This is a genomic window from Bradyrhizobium guangxiense (genome assembly GCF_004114915.1).
Taxonomy (GTDB): Bacteria; Pseudomonadota; Alphaproteobacteria; order Rhizobiales; family Xanthobacteraceae; genus Bradyrhizobium; species Bradyrhizobium guangxiense.
Genome location: NZ_CP022219.1, coordinates 5016027 through 5038047, shown reverse-complemented (window position 1 = coordinate 5038047; position 22021 = coordinate 5016027). Strand labels below are relative to the sequence as shown.

22 protein-coding genes are annotated in these 22021 nt (G+C 64.8%); 17 read left to right on the top strand and 5 right to left on the bottom strand.

From position 1 onward, the window contains the following. Positions 1 to 61 precede the first annotated feature (61 nt). Together X268_RS24115 and X268_RS24110 are read left to right on the top strand one after the other, a co-directional pair. Positions 62 to 268, top strand: coding sequence for a DUF2065 domain-containing protein (locus X268_RS24115; protein WP_128927236.1), 207 nt, complete (start codon positions 62 to 64; stop codon positions 266 to 268). A gap of 143 nt (positions 269 to 411) precedes the next feature. Continuing rightward, on the top strand, positions 412 to 1908 hold the full coding sequence (locus tag X268_RS24110; RefSeq protein ID WP_128927235.1) for a Do family serine endopeptidase: 1497 nt from the start codon (positions 412 to 414) through the stop codon (positions 1906 to 1908). A gap of 118 nt (positions 1909 to 2026) precedes the next feature. Here the strand turns inward: X268_RS24110 and serB are convergent, their stop codons facing one another. Continuing rightward, entirely contained in the window at positions 2027 to 2932 is a 906-nt protein-coding gene (serB, locus tag X268_RS24105; protein WP_128927234.1) for a phosphoserine phosphatase SerB, read from the bottom strand. Positions 2933 to 2943: 11 nt separating this feature from the next. Between serB and miaA the strand changes: the two genes are divergently transcribed. From miaA to X268_RS24065, 8 genes are all read left to right on the top strand, one after another. Then, entirely contained in the window at positions 2944 to 3900 is a 957-nt protein-coding gene (gene miaA, locus X268_RS24100; RefSeq protein WP_128927233.1) for a tRNA (adenosine(37)-N6)-dimethylallyltransferase MiaA, read from the top strand. Positions 3901 to 4246: 346 nt separating this feature from the next. After that, positions 4247 to 6022 carry an acetolactate synthase 3 large subunit gene (locus X268_RS24095; protein WP_128927232.1) on the top strand — a complete coding sequence of 592 codons (1776 nt, stop codon included), beginning with the start codon at positions 4247 to 4249 and terminating at the stop codon, positions 6020 to 6022. Positions 6023 to 6046: 24 nt separating this feature from the next. Further along, complete coding sequence (gene ilvN / locus X268_RS24090; RefSeq protein ID WP_128927231.1) at positions 6047 to 6589, top strand: acetolactate synthase small subunit; 543 nt, start codon at positions 6047 to 6049, stop codon at positions 6587 to 6589. 3 nt (positions 6590 to 6592) lie between these two features. Then, positions 6593 to 7282 (top strand): class I SAM-dependent methyltransferase, encoded by a 690-nt coding sequence (locus tag X268_RS24085; RefSeq protein ID WP_128927230.1) that lies wholly within the window; start codon positions 6593 to 6595, stop codon positions 7280 to 7282. A 66-nt stretch (positions 7283 to 7348) separates the two neighbouring features. Then, the gene (locus tag X268_RS24080; protein WP_128927229.1) at positions 7349 to 8239 is read left to right on the top strand and encodes an EamA family transporter; all 891 of its coding nucleotides are present in this window, start codon (positions 7349 to 7351) and stop codon (positions 8237 to 8239) included. 7 nt (positions 8240 to 8246) lie between these two features. Then, positions 8247 to 8849 (top strand): LysE family translocator, encoded by a 603-nt coding sequence (locus X268_RS24075; protein WP_164937896.1) that lies wholly within the window; start codon positions 8247 to 8249, stop codon positions 8847 to 8849. Between the two features lie 133 nt (positions 8850 to 8982). Beyond that, positions 8983 to 10002, top strand: coding sequence for a ketol-acid reductoisomerase (ilvC, locus tag X268_RS24070; RefSeq protein ID WP_018640837.1), 1020 nt, complete (start codon positions 8983 to 8985; stop codon positions 10000 to 10002). 414 nt (positions 10003 to 10416) lie between these two features. Further along, positions 10417 to 11265 (top strand): SDR family oxidoreductase, encoded by an 849-nt coding sequence (locus X268_RS24065; RefSeq protein WP_128927227.1) that lies wholly within the window; start codon positions 10417 to 10419, stop codon positions 11263 to 11265. 9 nt (positions 11266 to 11274) lie between these two features. Here the strand turns inward: X268_RS24065 and X268_RS24060 are convergent, their stop codons facing one another. Then, positions 11275 to 11895: a ferric reductase-like transmembrane domain-containing protein gene (locus X268_RS24060; protein ID WP_128927226.1), complete on the bottom strand. Its 621-nt coding sequence runs from the start codon at positions 11893 to 11895 to the stop codon at positions 11275 to 11277. Positions 11896 to 12001: 106 nt separating this feature from the next. Here X268_RS24060 and X268_RS24055 point away from each other — a divergent pair, with 106 nt between their 5' ends. The 4 genes from X268_RS24055 to X268_RS24040 all read left to right on the top strand — a co-directional run bounded on the left by X268_RS24055 (position 12002) and on the right by X268_RS24040 (position 16031). After that, positions 12002 to 12655, top strand: coding sequence for a TetR/AcrR family transcriptional regulator (locus X268_RS24055; RefSeq protein WP_245477629.1), 654 nt, complete (start codon positions 12002 to 12004; stop codon positions 12653 to 12655). A gap of 94 nt (positions 12656 to 12749) precedes the next feature. Continuing rightward, a complete protein-coding gene (locus X268_RS24050; protein ID WP_128927224.1) occupies positions 12750 to 13727 on the top strand; it encodes an ABC transporter substrate-binding protein in 978 nt (325 codons plus the stop codon). 66 nt (positions 13728 to 13793) lie between these two features. Beyond that, entirely contained in the window at positions 13794 to 14081 is a 288-nt protein-coding gene (locus X268_RS24045) for a DUF1330 domain-containing protein (protein ID WP_128927223.1), read from the top strand. Between the two features lie 237 nt (positions 14082 to 14318). Then, the gene (locus X268_RS24040; RefSeq protein ID WP_164937894.1) at positions 14319 to 16031 is read left to right on the top strand and encodes an LTA synthase family protein; all 1713 of its coding nucleotides are present in this window, start codon (positions 14319 to 14321) and stop codon (positions 16029 to 16031) included. Between the two features lie 189 nt (positions 16032 to 16220). Here X268_RS24040 and X268_RS24035 read toward each other — a convergent pair whose 3' ends face one another. Next, positions 16221 to 17777: a glycine betaine ABC transporter substrate-binding protein gene (locus tag X268_RS24035; protein ID WP_128927221.1), complete on the bottom strand. Its 1557-nt coding sequence runs from the start codon at positions 17775 to 17777 to the stop codon at positions 16221 to 16223. Next, positions 17774 to 18553 (bottom strand): ATP-binding cassette domain-containing protein, encoded by a 780-nt coding sequence (locus X268_RS24030; RefSeq protein WP_128927220.1) that lies wholly within the window; start codon positions 18551 to 18553, stop codon positions 17774 to 17776. Before X268_RS24030 ends, X268_RS24035 begins: the two co-directional genes overlap by 4 nt. Before the next feature lie 144 nt (positions 18554 to 18697). On the opposite strand from X268_RS24030, the gene X268_RS24025 reads away from it, so the two are divergent. Both X268_RS24025 and X268_RS24020 read left to right on the top strand, forming a co-directional pair. Beyond that, entirely contained in the window at positions 18698 to 19516 is an 819-nt protein-coding gene (locus tag X268_RS24025; RefSeq protein ID WP_128927219.1) for an ABC transporter ATP-binding protein, read from the top strand. Continuing rightward, positions 19516 to 20304, top strand: a complete 789-nt coding sequence (locus X268_RS24020) for an ABC transporter permease (RefSeq protein ID WP_128927218.1) — start codon at positions 19516 to 19518, stop codon at positions 20302 to 20304. Before X268_RS24025 ends, X268_RS24020 begins: the two co-directional genes overlap by 1 nt. Before the next feature lie 81 nt (positions 20305 to 20385). On the opposite strand, the gene X268_RS24015 is transcribed toward X268_RS24020, so the two are convergent. Beyond that, positions 20386 to 20835 (bottom strand): cupin domain-containing protein, encoded by a 450-nt coding sequence (locus X268_RS24015; protein WP_128927217.1) that lies wholly within the window; start codon positions 20833 to 20835, stop codon positions 20386 to 20388. Positions 20836 to 20973: 138 nt separating this feature from the next. Between X268_RS24015 and X268_RS24010 the strand changes: the two genes are divergently transcribed. Continuing rightward, positions 20974 to 21999: an ABC transporter substrate-binding protein gene (locus tag X268_RS24010; protein ID WP_164937893.1), complete on the top strand. Its 1026-nt coding sequence runs from the start codon at positions 20974 to 20976 to the stop codon at positions 21997 to 21999. Positions 22000 to 22021: the final 22 nt, after the last annotated feature.

Here is a 22021-nt window from a genome sequence, read left to right as displayed (position 1 = left end):
GGCGGCGGATTTCGCCGCCCTTCGTCCCGACAAGAACAGTGCAACGGGAGGTTCCAATCCGATGAGGTCCATAGCGTTTGCCGACTTCCTCATCGGCTTGGGCATCCTGTTCGTGCTGGAAGGCTTGATGTTTGCGGCAAGTCCAAACTGGATGCGCAAGGCCATGAAGAGCGCCATGGCCACGCCGGACAACATCCTGCGGGCCGTCGGCATCGGCTCGGCTGTGGCCGGTCTGATCCTGATCTGGGTGATGCGGCGCCCGGTTTAGCCGCAGAGCCAACGCCAAAGTGAAGGCGGCAGACGGGTTTTCGCCGTATTATCGGGGTCTTGAGGCCCGTTAAGCTCCGTGCTTGCGCCGTCCCCCTGTTCGAGCGCAGTCTGAGCGCCGAATCCTATTCTCTGGAGATCCCAATGCCCGCTGCCATCATTGCCCCGACCCGTTTGCGTTTAGGGCTGGCCGCGCTCGCCGTCAGTGCTTTCACTGCGTTCGGCACGCCGGCCCTGGCGCGCGGACCGGAGGGCATCGCCGACGTCGCCGAGAAGGTGATCGACGCGGTCGTCAACATCTCGACCTCGCAGACCGTCGAGGCCAAGGGCGGCGGCAGCAACACCATGCCGCAATTGCCGCCCGGCTCGCCCTTCGAGGAATTCTTCGACGACTTCTTCAAGAACCGCAGGGGTCCTGGCGGTGGCAAGGGCGGCGATAACGGCAGCGGCCCGCCGAAGAAGACCAACTCGCTCGGAAGCGGTTTCATCATCGACACCTCGGGCGTCGTCGTCACCAACAACCACGTCATTGCCGACGCCGACGAGATCCACGTCATCCTCAACGATGGCACCAAGATCAAGGCCGAACTGGTCGGCGTCGACAAGAAGACCGATCTCGCCGTGCTCAAGATCAAGCCGCCGAAGCCGCTCGTGTCGGTGAAGTTCGGCGACAGTGACAAGCTGCGGCTCGGCGACTGGGTGGTTGCGATCGGCAACCCGTTCAGCCTGGGTGGCACGGTGACGGCCGGCATTGTCTCGGCCAAGAACCGCGACATCTCCTCGGGTCCCTATGACAGCTACATCCAGACCGACGCCTCCATCAATCGCGGTAATTCAGGCGGTCCGCTGTTCAATCTCGACGGCGACGTCATCGGCGTCAACACGCTGATCATCTCGCCCTCCGGCGGCTCCATCGGTATCGGCTTCGCCGTGCCGTCGAAGACGGTGGTGGGCGTCGTCGACCAGCTCCGTCAGTTCGGCGAGCTGCGCCGCGGCTGGCTGGGGGTGCGGATCCAGAGCGTCACCGACGAGATCGCCGAGAGCCTCAACATCAAGCCGGCGCGCGGCGCGCTGGTGGCCGGCATCGACGACAAGGGCCCGGCCAAGCCTGCGGGCATCGAACCCGGCGACGTCGTCGTCAAGTTCGACGGCAAGGACGTCAAGGATCCGAAGGATCTCTCCCGCGTCGTCGCCGATACCGCGGTCGGCAAGGAGGTCGACGTTGTCATCATCCGCAAGGGCCAGGAGCAGACCAAGAAGGTCACGCTCGGCCGCCTCCAGGATCCCGACAAGGTGCAGGCCGCGGTGAAGACCGATGAGCCGGCGCCCGACAAGCCGGTGACGCAGAAGGCGCTCGGCCTCGATCTCGCCGCCCTGAACAAGGATCTGCGCACGCGCTACAAGATCAAGGAGAGCGTCAAGGGCGTGGTCGTCACCAATGTCGACGCCAATTCGGATGCGGCCGAGAAGCGCCTCTCCGCCGGCGACGTCATCGTCGAGGTCGCGCAGGAGGCCGTCTCCAGCGGCGCCGACATCCAGAAGCGCGTCGACCAGCTCAAGAAGGACGGCAAGAAGTCGGTGCTGCTGTTGGTCTCGAACGCGGACGGCGAGCTGCGCTTCGTCGCGCTGAGCGTGCAGTAAGAGGCCTGTCATTCCGGGATGGTGCGTAAGCACCAGACCCGGAATCTCGAGATTCTCAGGTGCGCAATTGCGCACCATAGTTCGATGCTTCGCATCGCCCGGGAATGACGGAAAAAGACTACCCCTCCACGAACTCCTCGCGCCGATACCCCTGCGCATAGAGCAGCGCGGTGAGATCGCCGTGGTCGATCCGCGCCGCGGCGGCGGCCGCCACCGCCGGCTTGGCGTGATAGGCCACGCCGAGGCCCGCGGCCTGGATCATCGCGAGATCGTTGGCGCCGTCGCCGACCACGACGGAGTCGATGTCGTCGAGATCGAACGACTCCATCAGATCGACCAGCGTGGCGAGTTTCGCGGCGCGGCCCAAAATCGGCTCCTTCACCTCGCCGGTGAACTTGCCGTCGCGCACGACGAGCTCGTTGGCGCGGTTCTCCTGGAAGCCGATCTTGGCGGCGACCGCGCTCGTGAACAGCGTGAAGCCGCCGGAGACGAGGCAGGTATAGGCGCCGTGGGCGCGCATGGTCGCGACCAGTTCGCGGCCGCCCGGGGTCAGCGTGATGCGCTTGGCCAGCACCTCGTCGACCGCGCTCGCAGGCAGGTCCTTCAGCAGAGCGACGCGCTCGCGCAGCGCCGGCTCGAATTCGATCTCGCCGCGCATGGCGCGTTCGGTAATGGCGGCCACATGCGCCTTCACCCCGACGAGATCGGCGAGCTCGTCGATGCATTCCTGGCCGATCATGGTGGAATCCATGTCGGCGAGAAAAAGCTTCTTGCGCCGGGCGCCGACTGGCTGCACGACGATGTCGACGGGCAGGTCGCCGCGAAGCTCGCGGAGCCGCTGCTCGATGGCGTGACGGTCGGCTTCGAGGTTACCGTCGGCGCCGAAGGGGATATCGACCGCGACCCCGTCGAACAGCCAGTGTGCGGGTGCCGCCTGCGGCAGCACGGCCCGGGCACCATCGACGATGGTCGTATCGAGCGCGGGATTGTTGGGGTTGCAGATCAGCGTGGCGACGAGGGACATTTGAGGTTTTCGTGAACGAGGAGCAAGTCGGCAGAAGGCGTGTTGGCGAGGCCGTGCTTATCGCAGGCCCGACCGCCAGCGGCAAGTCGGCGCTGGCGCTGGAGCTTGCGCTCGCCACCGGCGGTATCGTCATCAATGCCGATTCCATGCAGGTCTATCGAGACCTGCGCATCATCACGGCGCGGCCGACACAGGATGAGGAGGCCCGCGCTCCGCACCGCCTCTACGGGCATGTCGACGCGGCCGTGAATTTCTCGGCCGGCGCCTGGGTGGCCGACGCGGCGAAGGCGCTCGACGAGGCGAAAACGGAAGGCCGCCCGCCAATCTTCGTCGGCGGCACCGGGCTCTATTTCAAGGCGCTGACGGCGGGACTCTCCGTGGTACCGCCCATTCCGGCCGAGCTGCGCGAGGACGTGCGTGCGCGGCTGGAGCGGAACGGCGCGGAGGCGCTGCATGCGGAACTGGCGCGTCGCGATCCACGCGCCGCCGAGCGATTGAACCTGCGTGACCGCACCCGGATCGCGCGTGCGCTCGAAGTGGTCGAGGCGACCGGCCGTTCGCTGCTGGATTGGCATCGGGAGGGCCAGCCGCCGCTGCTGCCGAAGGACGGTTTTCGCGCCGTGTTTCTCGCGCCCGACCGCGACGCGCTCTATGCGCGGATCGATGCCCGTTTCGATGCCATGCTGGAGGCCGGCGCGCTCGAGGAGGTCGAGCGGCTTTCCGCCAGACAGCTCGATCCGCTGCTGCCGGCGATGAAGGCGCATGGCGTGCCGGCCCTGATCCGGCACCTGCGCGGCGAGCTCACCCTGGAGCAGGCCGCCACCATCGGCCGCGCCGACACCCGCCACTATGCCAAGCGGCAATTCACCTGGTTCCGGCACCAATTGCCGGCATTCGAATGGGTGAGGCCGGAGGAGGCGCGGCGGTGGCTCGCGACGGCCGTGAATGCTGCGTGGGAGTCCAAGTGACGGTGCGGGCGGGGACGAACGCTTTTCTGTCCGGGTTCCCGAATTTACCTCTCGCCGAACCCGGGGAACGCCGCTACACTGCCAAAATCGCGCGGAAGCGGCCGCATTGCCTTGACATCTGGGCTTTGGCCGCTATGTTTCGCGCAACCTTTGGGAAGCCGAGCGCCTGCCATGCGTAACATTATTACCAAACTCCTTATCGCCGTCGTACCCAGGCACACCGCCGGGGATGGCTAGCTGCCATCCACAAGACAGGCGGTGTGCATGGGCCCTCTTCGGGGCCTTTTTTATTTCCCGACCCCGACACGAATGAAGCCGCTGGCAACAGCGCATCCGGAGCAAGCCAATGAGCGACAAGAGCCACGATCCGAACCAGATGACCGGCGCCGCGATGATCGTTCGCGCGCTCATCGATCACGGCGTGACCGACATTTTCGGCTATCCCGGCGGCGCCGTGCTTCCGATCTATGACGAGATCTTCCAGCAGAGCGAGGTGCAGCACATCCTGGTCCGTCACGAGCAGGGCGCGGGTCATGCCGCCGAGGGCTATGCGCGCTCTACCGGCAAGCCGGGCGTCGCGCTGGTGACCTCCGGCCCTGGTGCCACCAACATGGTGACGCCGCTGACCGACGCGCTGATGGACTCGATCCCGCTGGTCTGCATCTCCGGCCAGGTGCCGACGCATCTGATCGGCAACGATGCGTTCCAGGAATGCGACACCGTCGGCATCACGCGTCCCTGCACCAAGCACAATTGGCTGGTGCGCGACGTCAATGATCTCGCCAAGGTGCTGCATGAAGCCTTCTACGTCGCGACCTCCGGCCGCCCCGGCCCGGTGCTGGTCGACGTTCCCAAGGACGTGCAGTTCGCGACTGGCACCTATCATCCGCCGCGCAAGTCGGACGTGCACCGCTCCTATGCACCGCGCGTGAAAGGCGATGCGACGCAGATCCGCAAGGCGGTGGCGCTGCTGGCGGGCGCCAAGCGCCCCGTGATCTACAGCGGCGGCGGCGTCATCAATTCCGGCCCGGAGGCGACCAAGCTGCTCCGCGAGCTGGTCGAGGTCACCGGCTTCCCGATCACCTCCACGCTGATGGGCCTCGGCGCGTATCCTGCGTCGGGCAAGAACTGGCTCGGCATGCTCGGCATGCACGGCACCTACGAGGCCAACATGACGATGCATGATTGCGACGTCATGCTGTGCGTCGGCGCGCGCTTCGACGACCGCATCACTGGCCGGGTCGATGCATTCTCGCCGGGTTCGAAGAAGATCCACATCGACATCGACCCTTCCTCGATCAACAAGAACATCCGCGTCGACGTGCCGATCATCGGCGATTGCGCCAACATCCTCGGCGACATCCTCCAGGTGTTCAAGGCGGAGGCCAAGAAGCCCGACGTCAAGTCGTGGTGGCAGCAGATCGCGCAGTGGCGCGCCCGCAACTCGCTGTATTACAAGAAGAGCAACGACGTCATCCTGCCGCAGCACGCGATCCAGGCCTTGTTCGAGCAGACGCGCGGCAAGGACACCTACATCACGACCGAGGTCGGCCAGCACCAGATGTGGGCGGCGCAGTTCTACGGCTTCGAGGAGCCGCATCGCTGGATGACCTCGGGCGGTCTCGGCACCATGGGCTACGGCCTGCCGGCCGCGGTCGGCGTGCAGGTGGCCCATCCCGACAGCCTCGTCATCGACATCGCGGGCGATGCCTCGGTGCAGATGACGATGCAGGAGATGTCGACGGCCGTGCAGTACGAGCTGCCGATCAAGATCTTCATCCTGAACAACCAGTACATGGGCATGGTGCGCCAGTGGCAGCAGCTGCTGCACGGCAACCGCCTGTCGCATTCCTACTCGGAAGCGCTGCCGGATTTTGTCAAGCTCGCGGAAGCCTATGGCGCGGTCGGCCTTCAGGTGCACAAGCCCGGTGATCTCGAGGGCGCCATCCAGGAGATGATCTCGGTCAAGCGTCCCGTGCTGTTCGACTGCCGCGTCGCGGCGCTCGAAAACTGCTTCCCGATGATCCCGTCCGGCAAGGCGCACAACGAGATGCTGTTGCCGGAGCAGGCCAACGACGAGGCCACGGCAAAGGCGTTTGCCGGCGGCAAGGCGCTGGTGTGACGAGAGAGATTTGAGGGGACGACAATGAACCAGCCCGCATCCGCCTATTTCATCGAGGAGCGTCACGATCCCAACGAGACCCACACGCTCGCGGTGCTCGTGCAGAACGAGCCCGGCGTGCTCGCGCGCGTCATCGGCCTGTTCTCGGGCCGCGGCTACAACATCGAGAGTCTCACGGTCTCGGAAACCGAAGCCCAGAAGCATCTGTCGCGCATCACCATCGTCACCACGGGTACGCCGATGGTGATCGCTCAGATCAAGAACCAGCTCGACCGCATGATCCCGGTCTACCAGGTCGTCGACATGACCCAGACCCGGCGCTCGATCGAGCGCGAGCTCGCCATGGTCAAGGTGCGCGGGCAGGGCGAGCATCGGGTCGAGGCGCTGAGGCTCGCGGATGCGTTCCGCGCCCGGGGGATCGACGCCACCACCGAGAGCTTTGTATTCGAGATCACAGGCAACACGGACAAGATCAATCAGTTTATCGACCTGATGCGTCCGCTCGGCCTCGTCGAGGTGTCGCGCACCGGTGTTGCCGCGATCGGTCGCGGGCCCGAAGGGATGTGAACCATGCTGGCGCGCGACTGGTACTACAACGAGCGGAACCGGATGGGGATCGAGCCCGCTGTGGCCTCGATCTACGACAACCATGACGATGCCGATCTGCGGGCGCGCGCCGCGCTGAAAATGCTGGGGGTCCAGCGCGGCTGGCGCATCGCCGACATCGGCTGCGGCAACGGCGTGCTCGCCACCGAAGCGGCGCTGATGGGGGCCGAGGTCGACGCCATCGACATTTCGCCGGCGATGCTGGCGCTTGCCGAGATCTACGCCCGCGATCGCAAGGCGCCCGTGCGCACCCAATCGGCGGGCCTGCTCAGCTTTTCCTACCGGCCGGAATCCTACGATTTGATCGTCAGCGAGTTCACGCTGCATCACCTGCCGGACTTCTGGAAGGCGGTTGCGATTTCGCGGATCTATCGCGCGCTGAAGCCCGGCGCGAGCTTCTATCTGCGCGACATCGTCTACGCTTCGATGCCCGACGCCATCGAGCGCGACGTCGAGCAATGGGCCGACTTCCAGATCAAGAATCACGACTTTTCGCGCGAAAGCGTTGTCGCGCATATGCGCGACGAATATTCCACCTTCGGCTGGGTGATGGAGCGGATGCTGACCGACGTCGGCTTCACGCTGGTCTCGGCCGATTATCACGCACCCATGCACGGCACGTATCTGCTGCGCAAATCCAATTCTTCCACGTAAGGGCCGGCGAGCAAGGCTAGACGAATAACAACAGGGCTGCACGACAGGGCAGAGCCGAGAACAACAATGAAGCCGGCCGATATCCTCATCGCCATCCTGGTGGCGATCATCTGGGGGCTTGCCTTCGTGGCGAGCCGGATCGCGCTCGACGAGCTTTCGCCGGAGCTGATGACGGCGCTGCGCTTCAGCGTGGCTGCGGTCCCATGCCTGTTCATTCGCAAGCCCAAAATCGCCTGGTCGCTGCTGATCGCAATCAGTTTCACGCTCTTCCTCGGCCAGTTCCTGAGCCAGGCCTATGGTATCGCGCATGGCGTGCCGGTGGGGCTGACCAGCGTGGTCGTGCAGAGCCAGGCGCTGTTCACGATCGGCTTTGCCGCGATCGCATTCGGCGAACGCCCGACACCCGTGCAGACGCTCGGCATCGTCATTGCCGCGGCGGGCCTGCTGATGATCTGCGGCACTGTCGGCTACGATTTCAGCGTCGCTGCGTTTGCAGTGCTGATGATCTCGCCGCTCAGCTTTGCCGTCGGCAATCTGTTGCTGCGCGGCGCCCGCGGCGTGCCGATGTTCGACCTGTTCGCGTGGTTGTGTCTGGCCTCGGCCGTGCCGCTATTCGTTCTGGCGCTGATCGCCAATGGGCCGGCGCTGACCTGGACGTCTCTGAGCCACATGTCGCTGACATCGGCTCTCTGCATACTGGCGCTCGGCGGCATTTCGACCAGCATCGCCTATTGGCTGTGGGGCCGGCTGCTGCGCGACTATCCCGCCGCGCAAGTGGTGCCGTTCGCGCTGCTGGTGCCGTTCGTCGGCTCGGCTGCGTCGAGCATCGCGTTCGGCGAGCGGTTCGGACCCTTGCGGCTTGCCGGCATGCTGACCGTGATCGGCGGTATTGCCGTGATGGTGCTGGCGAAGCGGCCCAACGCCTTACCCAAAGAACCGTTGCCGAAGACGGCGTGAGGTGAATATGTCTCAGTCGCTGCTCTATGCCTTCCTCATCTTCATGGTCGTGATGTATTTCACGCCTGGACCGAACAACATCATGCTGCTGTCCTCGGGCCTGACCTACGGATTCCGGCGCACCATCCCGCACATCGTCGGCATCGTGCTCGGCTTCGCCTTCATGGTCGCCGCAGTCGGCCTCGGGCTCGGCTCGGTGTTCCTGGCCTATCCGATCCTCCAGACCATCCTGAAATATGCCGGTGCCGCCTACCTGATCTACCTCGCGGCCGCGATCGCCATGTCCGGTCCGACCAAGTCGGGGGAGGGGGACGGCCGCGGTCCGATGACCTTCTGGGGCGCGGCGATGTTCCAATGGATCAACGCCAAGGGCTGGGTAATCGTGATCGGCACCATCACCGCCTATGCGGCGATCGCCCAATTTCCACTCAACATCGCGATCCAGACCGTGATCAGCCTCATTGTCGGCACGGTCTCGACCGTCGTCTGGGCCCTGTTCGGCTCCGCATTGCGGCCGGTTCTGACCTCCGAGCGGCTGGTCCGCGCCTTCAATATACTGATGGCGATCCTGCTGCTGGCCTCCCTCTACCCCGTTTTCATGGATGCATGATGTCGCGGATTTCCATGCAGAAACGGGTTTCCCTCAGGGCTGAAAATGCTCTAGACAGCCCCCGAAATCCGCAAATTTCACCCTTCGGACACTGACCATTGGCCGATTTCGGCCCTGAACGAGGAAACGACCTATGCGTGTTTATTACGATCGCGACGCCGACCTGAACCTGATCAAGGGCAAGAAGGTCGCCATCGTCGGCTATGGCAGCCAGGGCCATGCCCATGCGCTCAATCTGAAGGATTCCGGCGTCAAGGAAGTCGCCATTGCGCTGCGCAAGGACTCGAGCTCGGTGAAGAAGGCGGAAGCCGCCGGCTTCAAGGTGATGGAAGTCGCCGAAGCCGCCAAATGGGCCGACCTCGTCATGATGCTGACCCCGGACGAGCTCCAGGGCGACATCTATCGCGAGCACCTGCACGACAACATGAAGAAGGGCGCCGCCCTGGTGTTCGCGCACGGCCTCAACGTCCACTTCAACCTGCTCGACCCGCGCGCCGACCTCGACGTGCTGATGATCGCGCCGAAGGGCCCCGGCCACACCGTGCGCTCCGAGTATCAGCGCGGCGGCGGCGTGCCCTGCCTGATCGCGATCGCCAAGGACGTCTCGGGCAACGCCCATGACCTCGGCCTGTCCTATGCTTCGGCTGTCGGCGGCGGCCGCGCCGGCATCATCGAGACCACCTTCAAGGAAGAGTGCGAGACCGACCTGTTCGGCGAGCAGGTGGTGCTCTGCGGCGGCCTGGTCGAGCTGATCAAGGGTGGCTACGAGACCCTGGTCGAAGCCGGCTATGCCCCGGAGATGGCCTATTTCGAGTGCCTGCACGAAGTGAAGCTGATCGTCGACCTGATCTATGAAGGCGGCATCGCCAACATGAACTACTCGATCTCCAACACCGCTGAGTACGGCGAGTACGTCACCGGCCCGCGCATCATCACCGACGAGACCAAGAAGGAGATGCGCAAGGTTCTGGCCGACATCCAGGGCGGCAAGTTCGCCCGCGACTGGATGCTCGAGAACAAGGTCAACCAGACCTCGTTCAAGGCGACCCGTGCCAAGCTCGCGGCGCACCCGATCGAGGAAGTCGGCGCGAAGCTGCGCGACATGATGCCCTGGATCAAGAAGGGCGCGCTGGTCGACAAGAGCAAGAACTGACGGCTACGCCGTCATTCCGGGTCCGCGCTAACACGCGCCCCGGAATGCCGAGCGAAACACAAGCTTCGCTCGCCAAACCAAATCTTAAACCTTGGCGACTATGGTCGGGCGAGATCGCAAACAGCGGTCTCGCTCTTTTCGTCTCACGCCAAGCATTGCGGCTTCATTCAAACTCTTCGCGAGTTGAAGTGCTCTCCGAGCACCAAGAACTGACGCTTAAACCACATTCTTGGTTTTGCGCCGTTCTTGAGATTTTCCGCGCGGCGCCCGAACACTAAAACGCCTGCGTCTTCAGGACCAAGAACTCGGCTCTTCATCCGTGGTCTGATCTCGCGCTCCATCTCGTCGCTGACCAAGCGCCATTGCGTACCGGTACCCTTCTCCGTCATGATCACGGGAAATCAGGGGGAGATCATGCGATCCGTCGTCGTCACCGGTGCATCCACCGGCATCGGATGGGCTACTGCAAAATTCCTGATCGGCCGCGGTTATCGCGTCTTCGGCAGCGTTCGCAAGCGGGCCGATGCCGACCGGCTCAAGGCTGAGCTCGGCGCCAATTTTATCCCGCTCCTGTTCGACGTCACCGACGAGGCCGCCGTCCTTGCCGCCGCGCGAACGGTCCGCGAGATGCTGGGCGGAGAGACGCTGGCGGGCCTCGTCAACAATGCGGGCGTCGCGGTCGCCGGCCCCGTGCTCGAATTGTCGGCCGACGATTTCCGCCGCCAGATGGACATCAACGTGATCGGCCCGGTCATCGCGACGCAGGCGTTCGGGCCGCTGCTCGGTGCCGATCCGTCGCTGAAGGGGCCGAAGGGGCGGATCGTGATGATCAGCTCAGTCGCGGGCAAGAACGGCAATCCGCTGTCGGCGCCTTACTGCACCTCCAAGCACGCCGTCGAGGGACTATCGGAAAGCCTGCGCCGCGAATTGATGCTGTTCGGCATCGACGTCATCATCGTCGCTCCGGGTGCGGTGAAGACGCCGATCTGGAGCAAGGCGGAGCAGATCGATCTCTCCATCTACCAGAACTCGCCCTATCTGCCGGCGCTGAACAAGGTCATGGCGTTCATGATGGACCTCGGCGCCAAGGGCCTGCCGGCCGAGCGCATCGCCGAGGTCGTGTTCGAGGCACTGACGGCGGCGCGCCCCAAGGTGCGCTACCAGATCACGCCCGACCCGGTGCGCCACCTGATCGCGGCCGTGCTGCCGAAGCGGACGCTCGACCGCATCATCGCCAGACGGCTCGGCTTCCTGCCACGGTGAGGCGGGCGCCTAGCCCGCCGCTACGGCCCGCCCGCGTGGATGGCGAGCCATCGCGATCATGCGCAGCGCCAGCACGATCAGCAGCGGAATGAGGAAGGCGGCATAGAGCGGCATCGCCGGCACGCGCTTGCCGAACGAGACCATGAACTGAAGCCAGAGATAATAGCTGCCAGCAAGATGCAGCATGCGCCAGGCGCGCGGCCCGATCAGCGCGGCGGCGCGGTCGAACGAGGTCGCGCTCATGGCAATGATGATGGCATAGCCGATCCCACCGAAGATGTAGGAGGCGGACGAGGTCGCCTCCGCAAAACCGGCTGGATCCATCCAGGCGAAGGCGCTGATCGCGATTGCGTGGATGGTGTGGGAGGCCGCAAAACTCAAGCCGAGATAGCGGCGGTTGCGGCGCTGCCAGCGCGTCCAGCCATTGGGCCACAGCCGCGCTAGCGCCGCGGCGCTGAAGGCGAGGCAGAACAGCAGCAGCGAGCTGCGCGCGGTGAACCGGATCACCATCCGCACGCCCGCGACCTCGAACTGTCGCATCGCGGCGATCCACAGGCTGAGTGCGATCAAGCTGAGGGTGAGGGCGGCCAGCAGCCGCCAGCCTTCGAACCAGCCCTGACGTTGTGACATGGTGACTTCCTTCGTTATGTAATCATCGATTACATTTCGGCGTCGCTCTTTGGTCAACCGTGTAATCGCTGCTTACATTCACGTTCGGGTGATGCTAGGAGATGCCATGCCTGCCCGTCCTCAGTCCAAGCCGCGTGCGCGCCGTCCCGCCGCCCAGGCCAAGCCTTATCACCACGGCGACCTTCGCCGCGTCCTGATCGATGCTGCGCTGCAGCTCGCGGCAGAGGGAGCGGAGGTCTCTGTCCGCGAGGCCGCGCGCCGGGCTGCGGTGTCGCCGGGGGCGCCTTTCCGGCACTTTCCGAACCGCGACGCCCTCATGGCCGCAGTGGCCGGGGAGGCGCAGCGGCGCTTTCGTGCCGAGATCGAGGCTGCGCTGCGGGAGGCTCCGGCGGCCGGCCCGCTCGCCCGTTTCCGCGCCTTCGGGCTCGCTTATCTGCGCTGGGCGATGCGCAATCCCGCCCATTTCGAGATCATCTCCACCGGGCGTTATTTTGCCCATGGCAGCTCCGAGGAGCTGACGCGCGACAATGCCGAGTTGATCGCGCTGACCGAGAAAATCCTGGCCGAGGCGGCGGAGCAGCGCCTGCTACGGCCGGCCGACCTCAAGCGCATCCAGATCGCCGGCCGCGCCCTGGTCTACGGTCTTGCCCGGATGAATCTCGACGGCCACTTTCCGCGCTGGGGCGTCGAGGAGGGTGAGATCGAGCGGATGGCGGAAGGGGTGCTCGACCTGTTCATCGCCGGGATCGCCAAGCGTTAGGCCCCCGATCTCCAGATCGGCATTGGCGGACCACGCCGCTCCGCATAGATTGGCTGCCGATACTTGATCTGATTGTTTGAAACATACGGCGAAGATGAAACGACGCAGATTTGTTCTGGCGGCCGGCACTGCGCCGCTCTGGATTTGGCCAAGCTTTGCGCAGACCTCCCGCCCGACCATCGGCTTTCTGGCCAGCGGTTCGCCGGAGACATTCGTCACGGTCGTGTCAGGATTTCAGGAAGGTCTCAAGGCGGCCGGGCTTACGGAAGCAAGCAACGTCACCATCGAGTATCGCTGGGCGCAGGGACAATTCAGTCGGCTGCCGTCTCTCGCCGCAGAGCTCGTCCAGCAGCGGGTCGACGTGATCGTTACCATGGGTGGCAACGTCGCTGCCCTTGCGGCGAAGCAGGCAACGTCGAGCGTTCCGATCGTCTTCCTGACCGGAGACGATCCGGTCGCCACCGGATTGGTCGACAGCCTGAGCAGACCCGGTGGCAACATCACCGGTATCACCTGGCTTGCCGGCGAGCTCGGCGGAAAAAATCTGGAGCTGGTGAGCGAGCTGGTCCCGGCGGCCCTAACGATCGGCGTGCTGATCAATCCGAACAGGCCGACTGCAGAGGCCCAGCTCGAAGGCGCAAAGGCCGCGGCCAAAGCCATCGGGAAGACCATCCACGTGCTCAAGGCCAGTCAAACGGTCGAGATCGACCAGGCCTTTGCCGAGATGACGCAAGCGCGCGTCGATGCACTGTTCGTGACGGTCGATCCCGTCTTCATCGTCAACCGGGTTCAGATCATCAAGGCGGCGGCAAAACAGCGGCTGCCGACGCTGTACTTTCAGCGCGAGTTCGTCGACCTCGGCGGCCTCGTGAGTTACGGGGCCAGCGCGCATGACGCCGCGCGGCTCGTCGGGGGCTATGCTGCGCGCATCGTCAGGGGCGCCAAGCCGGCGGATCTTCCCGTTCAGCGTTCAACCAAGATCGAGACGATCATCAATCTGAGAACCGCCAGATCGCTCGACATGACAATTCCGTCAAACCTGCTGGCCCGAGCCGACCAGGTGATCGAATAGCCCGGTGTGGGCTGTTCGTGGCGTCCGAATATCCAATATTCGAGGGCAGTGGAGGAGCAGATCGCAATGGCAGCCTACGTGATTTTCGACGTCGAGATCAGGGATCCCCAGCAGTACCAGAGCTTCATGCTGGGCGTGAAACCCGCCTTGGAGGCGGCGGGGGCCAGGTATCTGGCACGCGGCGGCGTTCACAAGGTCTATGAAGGAGATTGGCAGCCCCGCAGGATCGTCATCCTTGAATTCCCATCCGTCGCGGCCTGGGAGGAGTTCTACCATGGCCCCACGTATCAGGGCCTCAAGTCCATCCGGGACGCCTGCAGCTCTGCCCGGCTGGTCAGCGTCGAAGGCATTTAGCCGACCGGCCTGCGCCGCGGCGATGACGGCCGAGGGCAGCGGCAGAGGGGGAAGTCCTCTTTGCCGTAAGTCACCAGAAGCGAAGCCCGGGTCACGGCACGCGTTGCCTGTTCTTGACTGTTCCGTTACAGTTTTGTGACAAGGTGCAGGCGTCCGGCTGCGCCGGAGCCCCTGGTCGCGTTCGGGCCGGCCAGACGGCTTGGCATCACAGCACCGGACCAGAGTTGCGTGTCCTCGATGGCGTCCGCGCCCAATCCAGGTCCTTCTGCCACGACCGCCGTGCTGGCGAGCGTCGCCGCGCTCGGCATCTGGCGGTTGCTCGCCGTTGCAGCGCCGCATCTGGCGGCGCTCGCGCTGATGTACGAGACCGAGACCGATTTCGGCTCCCGGCTGTCCTTCGTACTGGCCTGGGGCATCCTCAACTTCTTCTGGATCACGCTGCTGCGCCGCCCGGCACTGTCGGGCGCGCTGTCGCTGACCATGGTCGTCGTGCTGGTGCTGCTGTCGCGGCTCAAGCACGACGTGGTGCAGATGACGGTCAACTTCATCGACTTGATGATGATCGACCGCGACACCGTCGCTTTCCTGTTCACGATCTTCCCGAATTTACGCTGGTCGGTGATCCTCGCAGGCCTCGTCACGCTGCCGCTGATGTATGCGCTGTGGTGGCTCGATCCGTTCCGCATCCGCCGCCTGCCGGCGCTGGCCTGCAAGCTGGCCTGCCTCGCCGCGCTGGTCGGCTATTCGCTCTATCATCCGGACGAAGCCTGGCGCGGCTATTACGACGACGGCTATCTCTCGAAATTCTTCCGCTCCGGCGTCAGCTCGGTCTCCGACTTCGTGCAATACGGCTTCATGGAATCGGCCGCTGCGACCAATGAGCGGCTCAACATGCCGCTGGTCGATTCCTGCCATCCTGCCGGCCGCAGGCCGAACATCATCATGATCCATGATGAATCGAGCTTCGACATCCGCGCCGCCCAGGGCATCAAGGTGCCGCAAGGCTATGGCGGCCACTTCAAATCCTGGGACGGCAAGCAGCGCACATTCCTGGCCGAGAGCAATGGCGGGCCGAGCTGGTTCACCGAGTACAACGTGCTCGCGGGGCTCTCCTCGCGCTCGTTCGGCCGCTTCGCCTATTTCGTCACACGCATCGCCTCGAACCGCGTCGAGCGCGGGTTGCCGCTCGCGCTGCGCCGTTGCGGCTACGACACGATGTCGCTCTATCCCGCCCATGGCGGCTTCATGGGCGCCCGCAGCTTCCAGATGACGACCGGCATCGAGCGCTTCTTTGACTCGAAGGATCTCGGCGCCAAGGACGTCGAGCCCGACAGCTTCTTCTACGACAAGGCGCTCCAGCTGATGGGCCAGCAGCCGCCAAACAAGCCGCTGTTCACCTTCATCTATCTCGGCGCCAATCATTTCCCCTGGGAGACGCGCTTCCGTCCGGACCTGCTGCCGAACTGGCGCGCGCCGGGCAATGTGCCGTCGATCGACGAATATCTGCGGCGGCAGGCGATGAGCGCCGAGCAGTACAAGGCGTTCATCGCAGGTCTGAAGAAGAATTTTCCGGGCGAGCCTTTCCTGATCGTGCGTTATGGCGATCATCAGCCGGAGTTCGCGCCGCAGATCCTCGAGCCCGGGCTCGATGAGGGCGCGCTCGGCAAGAAGCTGGACGCTTATGATCCGCGCCTCTACGCGACCTATTACGCGATCGACGCCGTCAATTTCGAGCCGGTCAGAAGCGAGGCCGTGATGGACACGATCGACGGTCCCTATCTGCCGCTGGTCATCCAGGAGGCCGCCGGCATCCCGCTCGACCCGTCCTTCGCCGAGCAGAAGCAGATCATGCTCCGCTGCAAGGGCGCCTTCTACAGCTGCAAGGACGGCGCTGAAGCGCGGCGATTGAACCGCCTGCTGATCGAGGCGGGGATGATCAGAGGGCTGTAGGTTTTCGCTCGGATCGTAGACGCACCCGTTCGACCGTCACCCTGAGGTGCTCATCAAGCGGCGCGCCGCTTGGTGAGCCTCCAAGGGCGACAGCCCGGCTGCAGCGTGGCCGCTCATCCTTCGAGGCTCCCGATGGGGCGCTCTGCGCCCCATCGCTCGCGCCTCAGGATGACGGGTCTCGCTGCAAGCCTACTGCTTGATCTTCTCCCAGAACCACTTCGCCACAGCATCGGGCGACGAGTTCGCGTCGTTGCCGCTGGCGCGCAGATTCGCCTCGCGCATGGTGGCGATGTCGATCTTGCCGAGCAGCGGGCTGAGTGCGGCCCGCAGCCGCTCGTCACCGGCGCGCTTCGGCGCAAGCAGCAGGATGGCGTCGTAGGGCGGGATCGCGTTCCTGGGATCGTCGAGCGTGACCAGACCGTACTTTGCGATCAGGCCGTCGCTGGTGTAGCCGGCGATCACGTCGACCTCGCCGCTGGCGACCGCCGCATACATGAAATCCGGCTGCATCTGGCGCTGGCCCCGGAACGACAGGCCATAAGCCTTTTGCAGTGCCGCCCATTCGGGGCGCGAGAAGAACTCGTAGTCGCCGGCGATCGACATCGTCGACGCATGCGCGGCGAGATCGGCGATGGTGCGGATATGAAGCGCCTCGGCGCGTGTCCTGGGCATCACCAGCGCATAGGCATTCTCGAAGCCGAGCTCGCCGAGCAAGGTGATGTTGTCTTTCGCAAGCGCGCTCTTCAGCTCCGCGACCAGTTCGGCACGCGGTTTGATGTCGGTGCGATGCAGCTGGTTGGCCCAGAGCGTGCCGGAATAATCGACATAGAGATCGATGTCGCCGGCCTTCAGCGCCTGGAAGATCACGCTCGAGCCGAGGCCCGATCGTGCCGTCGCGGACAGTCCGGCGGCCTGAAGGCGGTCCCTCATCAAGGCCGACAGCACATATTGCTCGGCGAAGGTCTTGGCACCGACGACATAACCTTGCGACGACCGCCCCATCGACGGGACCAGCGTGGCGGCGACCAGCGCTGCGATGCCCGCTGCGCCGAGCGCGGTGCGGGCGCGGCTGCGCTGGCGCAGGCCACCCTCGATCAGGCCGAGCAGCTGATCGACGGCGAGCGCGAGCAGGGCCGAGGCCAGGCAGCCGAACAGCACGAATACCCAGTTCTGGGTCTGAAGCCCTGCAAAGATGTAATTGCCGAGACTGGTCTGCCCGATCGGCGTCGACAGCGTCGCGGTGCCGATCACCCACACGGCGGCGGTGCGGATGCCCGCCATCATCACCGGCAGCGCCAGCGGCAGCTCGACCATCACCAGCGACTGCCGCGCGGTCATGCCGACGCCCTTGGCGGCCTCGATCAGCGCGGGATCGATGCCGTTGAGCCCGGTGATGCCGTTGCGCAGCACCGGCAGCATCGAATAGAGCGCCAGCGCCAGCATCGCCGGCAGGAAGCCGAACGCCGAGAAGGACACGCCGAATGAGGCCAGCGTCAGGGACGCGGCCAGCAGCAGCAGCGGATAGAACAGCGCGAGCAGCGCCAGACCCGGCACCGTCTGCACGATGCTGGCGATCGCGAGCAGGATCGCTCGCGGCGCCGGGCGGTTGCGCGTCAGGATCGCCAGCGGCAGGCTGACGGCGAGACCGAGCGCGAGCGCGGCGAGACTCACCCGCACGTGGTTGCCGAGATAATCGGGCAGATGCGCCAACGCCTCGCCCCAGCGCGGATCGGCAAGGAGGCTCATGCCGCACCGCTTGGCAGCAGCGCGTTCAGCCGTTCGACCTGGCGGCGCGGCGTGCGCAACAGCTCGAGCACGTAAGCATCGCTGCTCTTCGACAGCTCGGCCGGCGTGCCCTGCGCGAGCAGCCGTCCGCTGCGCATCACCGCGATGCGGTCGGCGAGCAGGATCGCCTCCGTCATGTCGTGGGTGATCATCACGGTGGTCAAGCCGAGCTTGCGATGCAGCGAACGATAATCGTCGCCGAGCGCATCGCGGGTGAGGGGATCGAGCGCGCCGAACGGTTCGTCCATCAGCACGATGCGAGGCCTCGCCGCGAGCGCCCGCGCCACGCCGACGCGCTGGCGTTGGCCGCCGGAGAGCGCCTCCGGCAGACGGTCGCGATGCGCCTCACGGTCGAGCTGTACGAGCTCCAGCAATTCGTCGACACGCATTGCGATGTCCAGCGCCGGCTCGCCCAGCAGCCTCGGCGTGATTCCGACATTGTCGGCAACGCTCAAATGCGGAAACAGGCCGCCGCTCTGGAACACGTAGCCGATCCGCCGCCGCAGCGCGACCGGATCGACACTTTGCACGTCCTCGCCCTCGACCGTGATGATGCCGCCGTCGGCCTCGATCAGCCGATTGGCGAGCCGCAGCAGCGTGGTCTTGCCGGAGCCCGACCCGCCGACGATGGCCAGGAATTCGCCCTCGGCAATGTCGAGCGACACGTCGTCGACGGCAGCAAGGGAGCCGAAGCGCTTGGTGACGTGCTGGTAGCTGATCGCCGGCTTGGAAGACATCGTAGGTGAGCTCTCTTTTCTCTTACCCTCCCCTCCAGAGGAGGGTAAGAGCGCGGCAGAACGGCATGCGTAGCACGCTTGGCGGCTTGATTGAACTTGGCCGCGCGAGCGGCTAAGGCATCAAGCGAAATTCGGAGGAAGCAGATGTCGACGCCCACGGCAGTGGCGCTGGAAGATGCCAAGGTTGCGTTCCGGCTCGGGGACGGGCGGGTCTATACGGCGGTGGAGAAAGCCCATCTCACGGTTGCGCAGGGCGAGTTCGTGGCCATTGTCGGGCCCACGGGCTGCGGAAAATCCACGCTGCTGAACGTCGCAGCCGGGCTGCTCAAGCCCGCCGCCGGCAGCGTCAGGATCTTCGATCGGCCGCTCGTCGGGCTGAACCGGGATGCCGGCTATCTGTTCCAGGCCGACGCGCTGTTCCCGTGGAAAACCGCGCTCGACAATGTCGCGATCGGCCTCGAGATCAAGGGCACGCCGCGGGCCGAAGCGCTGCCGCGGGCGCAGCAATGGCTGACCTCCGTCGGTCTTGGCGCCTTTGCCAATCGCTATCCGCACATGCTCTCGGGCGGCCAGCGCAAGCGCGTGGCATTGGCGCAGGTGCTGATCCGCGATCCGAAGATCCTGCTGATGGAGGAGCCGTTCGGCCCGCTCGATGCGCAGACCCGCCAAGTGATGGGCAATCTGCTGCTCGATCTCTGGAACGCCGACCGCAAGGCGGTGCTGTTCGTCACCCACGACCTCGAAGAGGCGATCGCGCTCGCCGACCGCGTCGTGATCATGTCGGCCGGGCCGTCCTCGCGGATCATCGGCGACTGGCGGGGGAGCTTGCCGCGCCCGCGCGACATCTTCGAGGTGCGGCTGGACAAGGAATTCCACGAGCTTCATCGCGAGATCTGGAGCGTGCTCAAGGACGAGGTGATGAAGGGCTACGCCCAGTCCACGCAAGCGGCGGAGGCGGTCTGATGTCGCGGCCGACGCTGTTTGCGCTGCAAGTCCTGGTCGCGGTCGTCTGCATCGTGCTGTGGCAGGTGCTGTCGACCGTGCCGATGTTCGGCAAAATCCTGCTGCCGCCGTTCTTCTTCTCCAACCCGTTCGACGTGTTCAGCCAGATCGTGAAATGGTTCGTCTCCGGCGTGATCTGGAAGCATCTCGGCATCACGCTGGCGGAATCGATCCTCGCCTTCGTAATCGGTTCGCTCGGCGGCGTCCTGGTCGGCTTCTGGTTTGCGCGCCAGCCGCTGGTGGCGGCCGTGTTCGACCCTTACGTCAAGATGGTCAACGCTCTGCCGCGCGTCGTGCTGGCGCCGATCTTTGCGCTGTGGCTCGGGCTTGGGATCTGGTCCAAGGTCGCGCTCGGCGTGACGCTGGTGTTCTTCATCGTCTTCTTCAACGTCTATCAGGGCGTCAAGGAAGTCAGCCGCACCGTGCTCGACAACGGCCGCATGCTCGGCATGAGCGAGCGACAGCTGATGCAGCACGTCTATTGGCCCTCGGCGCTGTCCTGGATGTTCTCCTCGCTGCACACCTCCGTCGGCTTCGCCGTGGTCGGCGCGGTCGTCGGCGAATATCTGGGATCGGCGGCCGGGCTTGGCTACCTGATCCAGCAGGCCGAGGGCGTGTTCGACGTCGCCGGCGTATTCGCCGGCATGTTCGTGCTGTCGGCCTTCGTCATCCTGATCGACTATGGCGTGACGCTGGTCGAGCGGCGTCTGTTGGTCTGGCGGCCGACCGCGTCGGACGGGCGGGGCTAGGCGAAAGGACTTTTGGTTACGTCGATGCCAACCGAGGTGCGTCGTCCACCTGTCCGTTAGGGAGAGTTGGACACCGAGCGCTCAATCCAGCAGCTTGACGTCGTCGGGCGCCTGCGGTGGGGTCTTGATCGCGATGGCCTTGACCTGGCCGCTGATCGGCTTGGTGCCGCCATGCGGTGTGCCCTTGGGGATGATCACGAGGTCACCCGGCTTCACCGTCACTTCCTTGTCGCCGAGCCAGATCGTCCCGGTCCCGTCCAGGATGTACTGGATCTCGTTGGTGTTGGGATGCAGGTGCTTCGGCACGTTGCCGACCTGGATCGAGACGGTGGCGCCGTCGGCGGTCATGAACGTCTTGGAGCGGTAGCCGACCTTGTTGGCGGGGCCCAGCGCGTCGCCTTCCATCTCGCCGGTATGGATGATCTGCGCGGTGATGCTCTCGGCCGCGAGCGCCGGCCCGAGCAGGTAAGTTGCGCCGCATCCGGCGATGAAGGCGGCTGCAATCGACAGTCCGGCAACAAAGCGATTCATGGATGATCCTCCCCATCAGGAATTGTTATTGTCCGCGCATGCTATTGCGCCGAAGGATCGATGGCCAGCCCACTTCGGCAGCGCTTCTCAAGCCAGCCGGGCTGCTCTATGGTGCCGCCGGCCGAACGGAGGAAACCAATGAAGAACACGATTGCCAGGCTCGCCGGCGCGCTGCTGGCGCTGACGCTCACCACGGGCTTTGCCGCGGCGCAAAGCAAGGTCACCATCGCGGTCGGCGGCGGCTCCTGCCTGTGCTATTTGCCGACGGTGCTGGCCAGGCAACTCGGCGAATACGAGAAGGCCGGCCTGAATGTCGAACTGGTCGACCTCAAGGGCGGCTCGGACGCGCTCAAGGCCGTGCTCGGCGGCAGCGCCGACGTGGTCTCCGGCTATTTCGACCATTGCGTCAATCTGGCCGCCAAGAAGCAGGAGCTCCAGTCCTTCGTGGTCTATGACCGCTATCCCGGCCTCGTGCTCGTGGTCGCGCCCTCGCGCACCAACGACATCAAGTCGGTCAAGGATCTCGCCGGCAAGAAGGTCGGCGTCAGCGCGCCCGGCTCCTCCACCGACTTCTTCCTGAAGTACATGCTCAAGAAGAACGGCATCGACCCCACCAGCGCAGCCGTGATCGGTGTCGGCCTCGGCGCTACCGCGGTCGCCGCGATGGAGCAGGGCCAGATCGATGCGGCCGTGATGCTCGATCCCTCCGTGACCGTGCTGCAGGGCAGCCACAAGGACCTGCGCATCCTCTCCGACACCCGCACGCAGAAGGACACGCTCGAGACCTTCGGCGGCGAATATCCCGGCGGTGCGCTGTACTCGACAGCAGCCTGGGTCAACGGCCATGAAAAGGAGACGCAGGCGCTCACCAACGCCATCCTCGCCACGCTCGCCTGGATCCATTCGCACAGCCCTGAGGAGATCATGGCGAAGATGCCGGAGGAGACGGTCGGCAAGAACAAGGATCTCTATCTCGCCGCGCTGAAGAACACGATTCCGATGTACTCGGAGACCGGCAAGATGGACCCGAAGGGTGCGGACGCCGTGCTCGCGGTGTTCAGCGTCGGCTCGCCCGAGGTCGCCAATGCCAAGATCGACGTCAGCAAGACCTTCACCAACAAGTTCGTGGAGCAGGCGAAGAAGACCACGGGGAACGCCAAATAGCTGACGCGAAGGCTTGATAGTC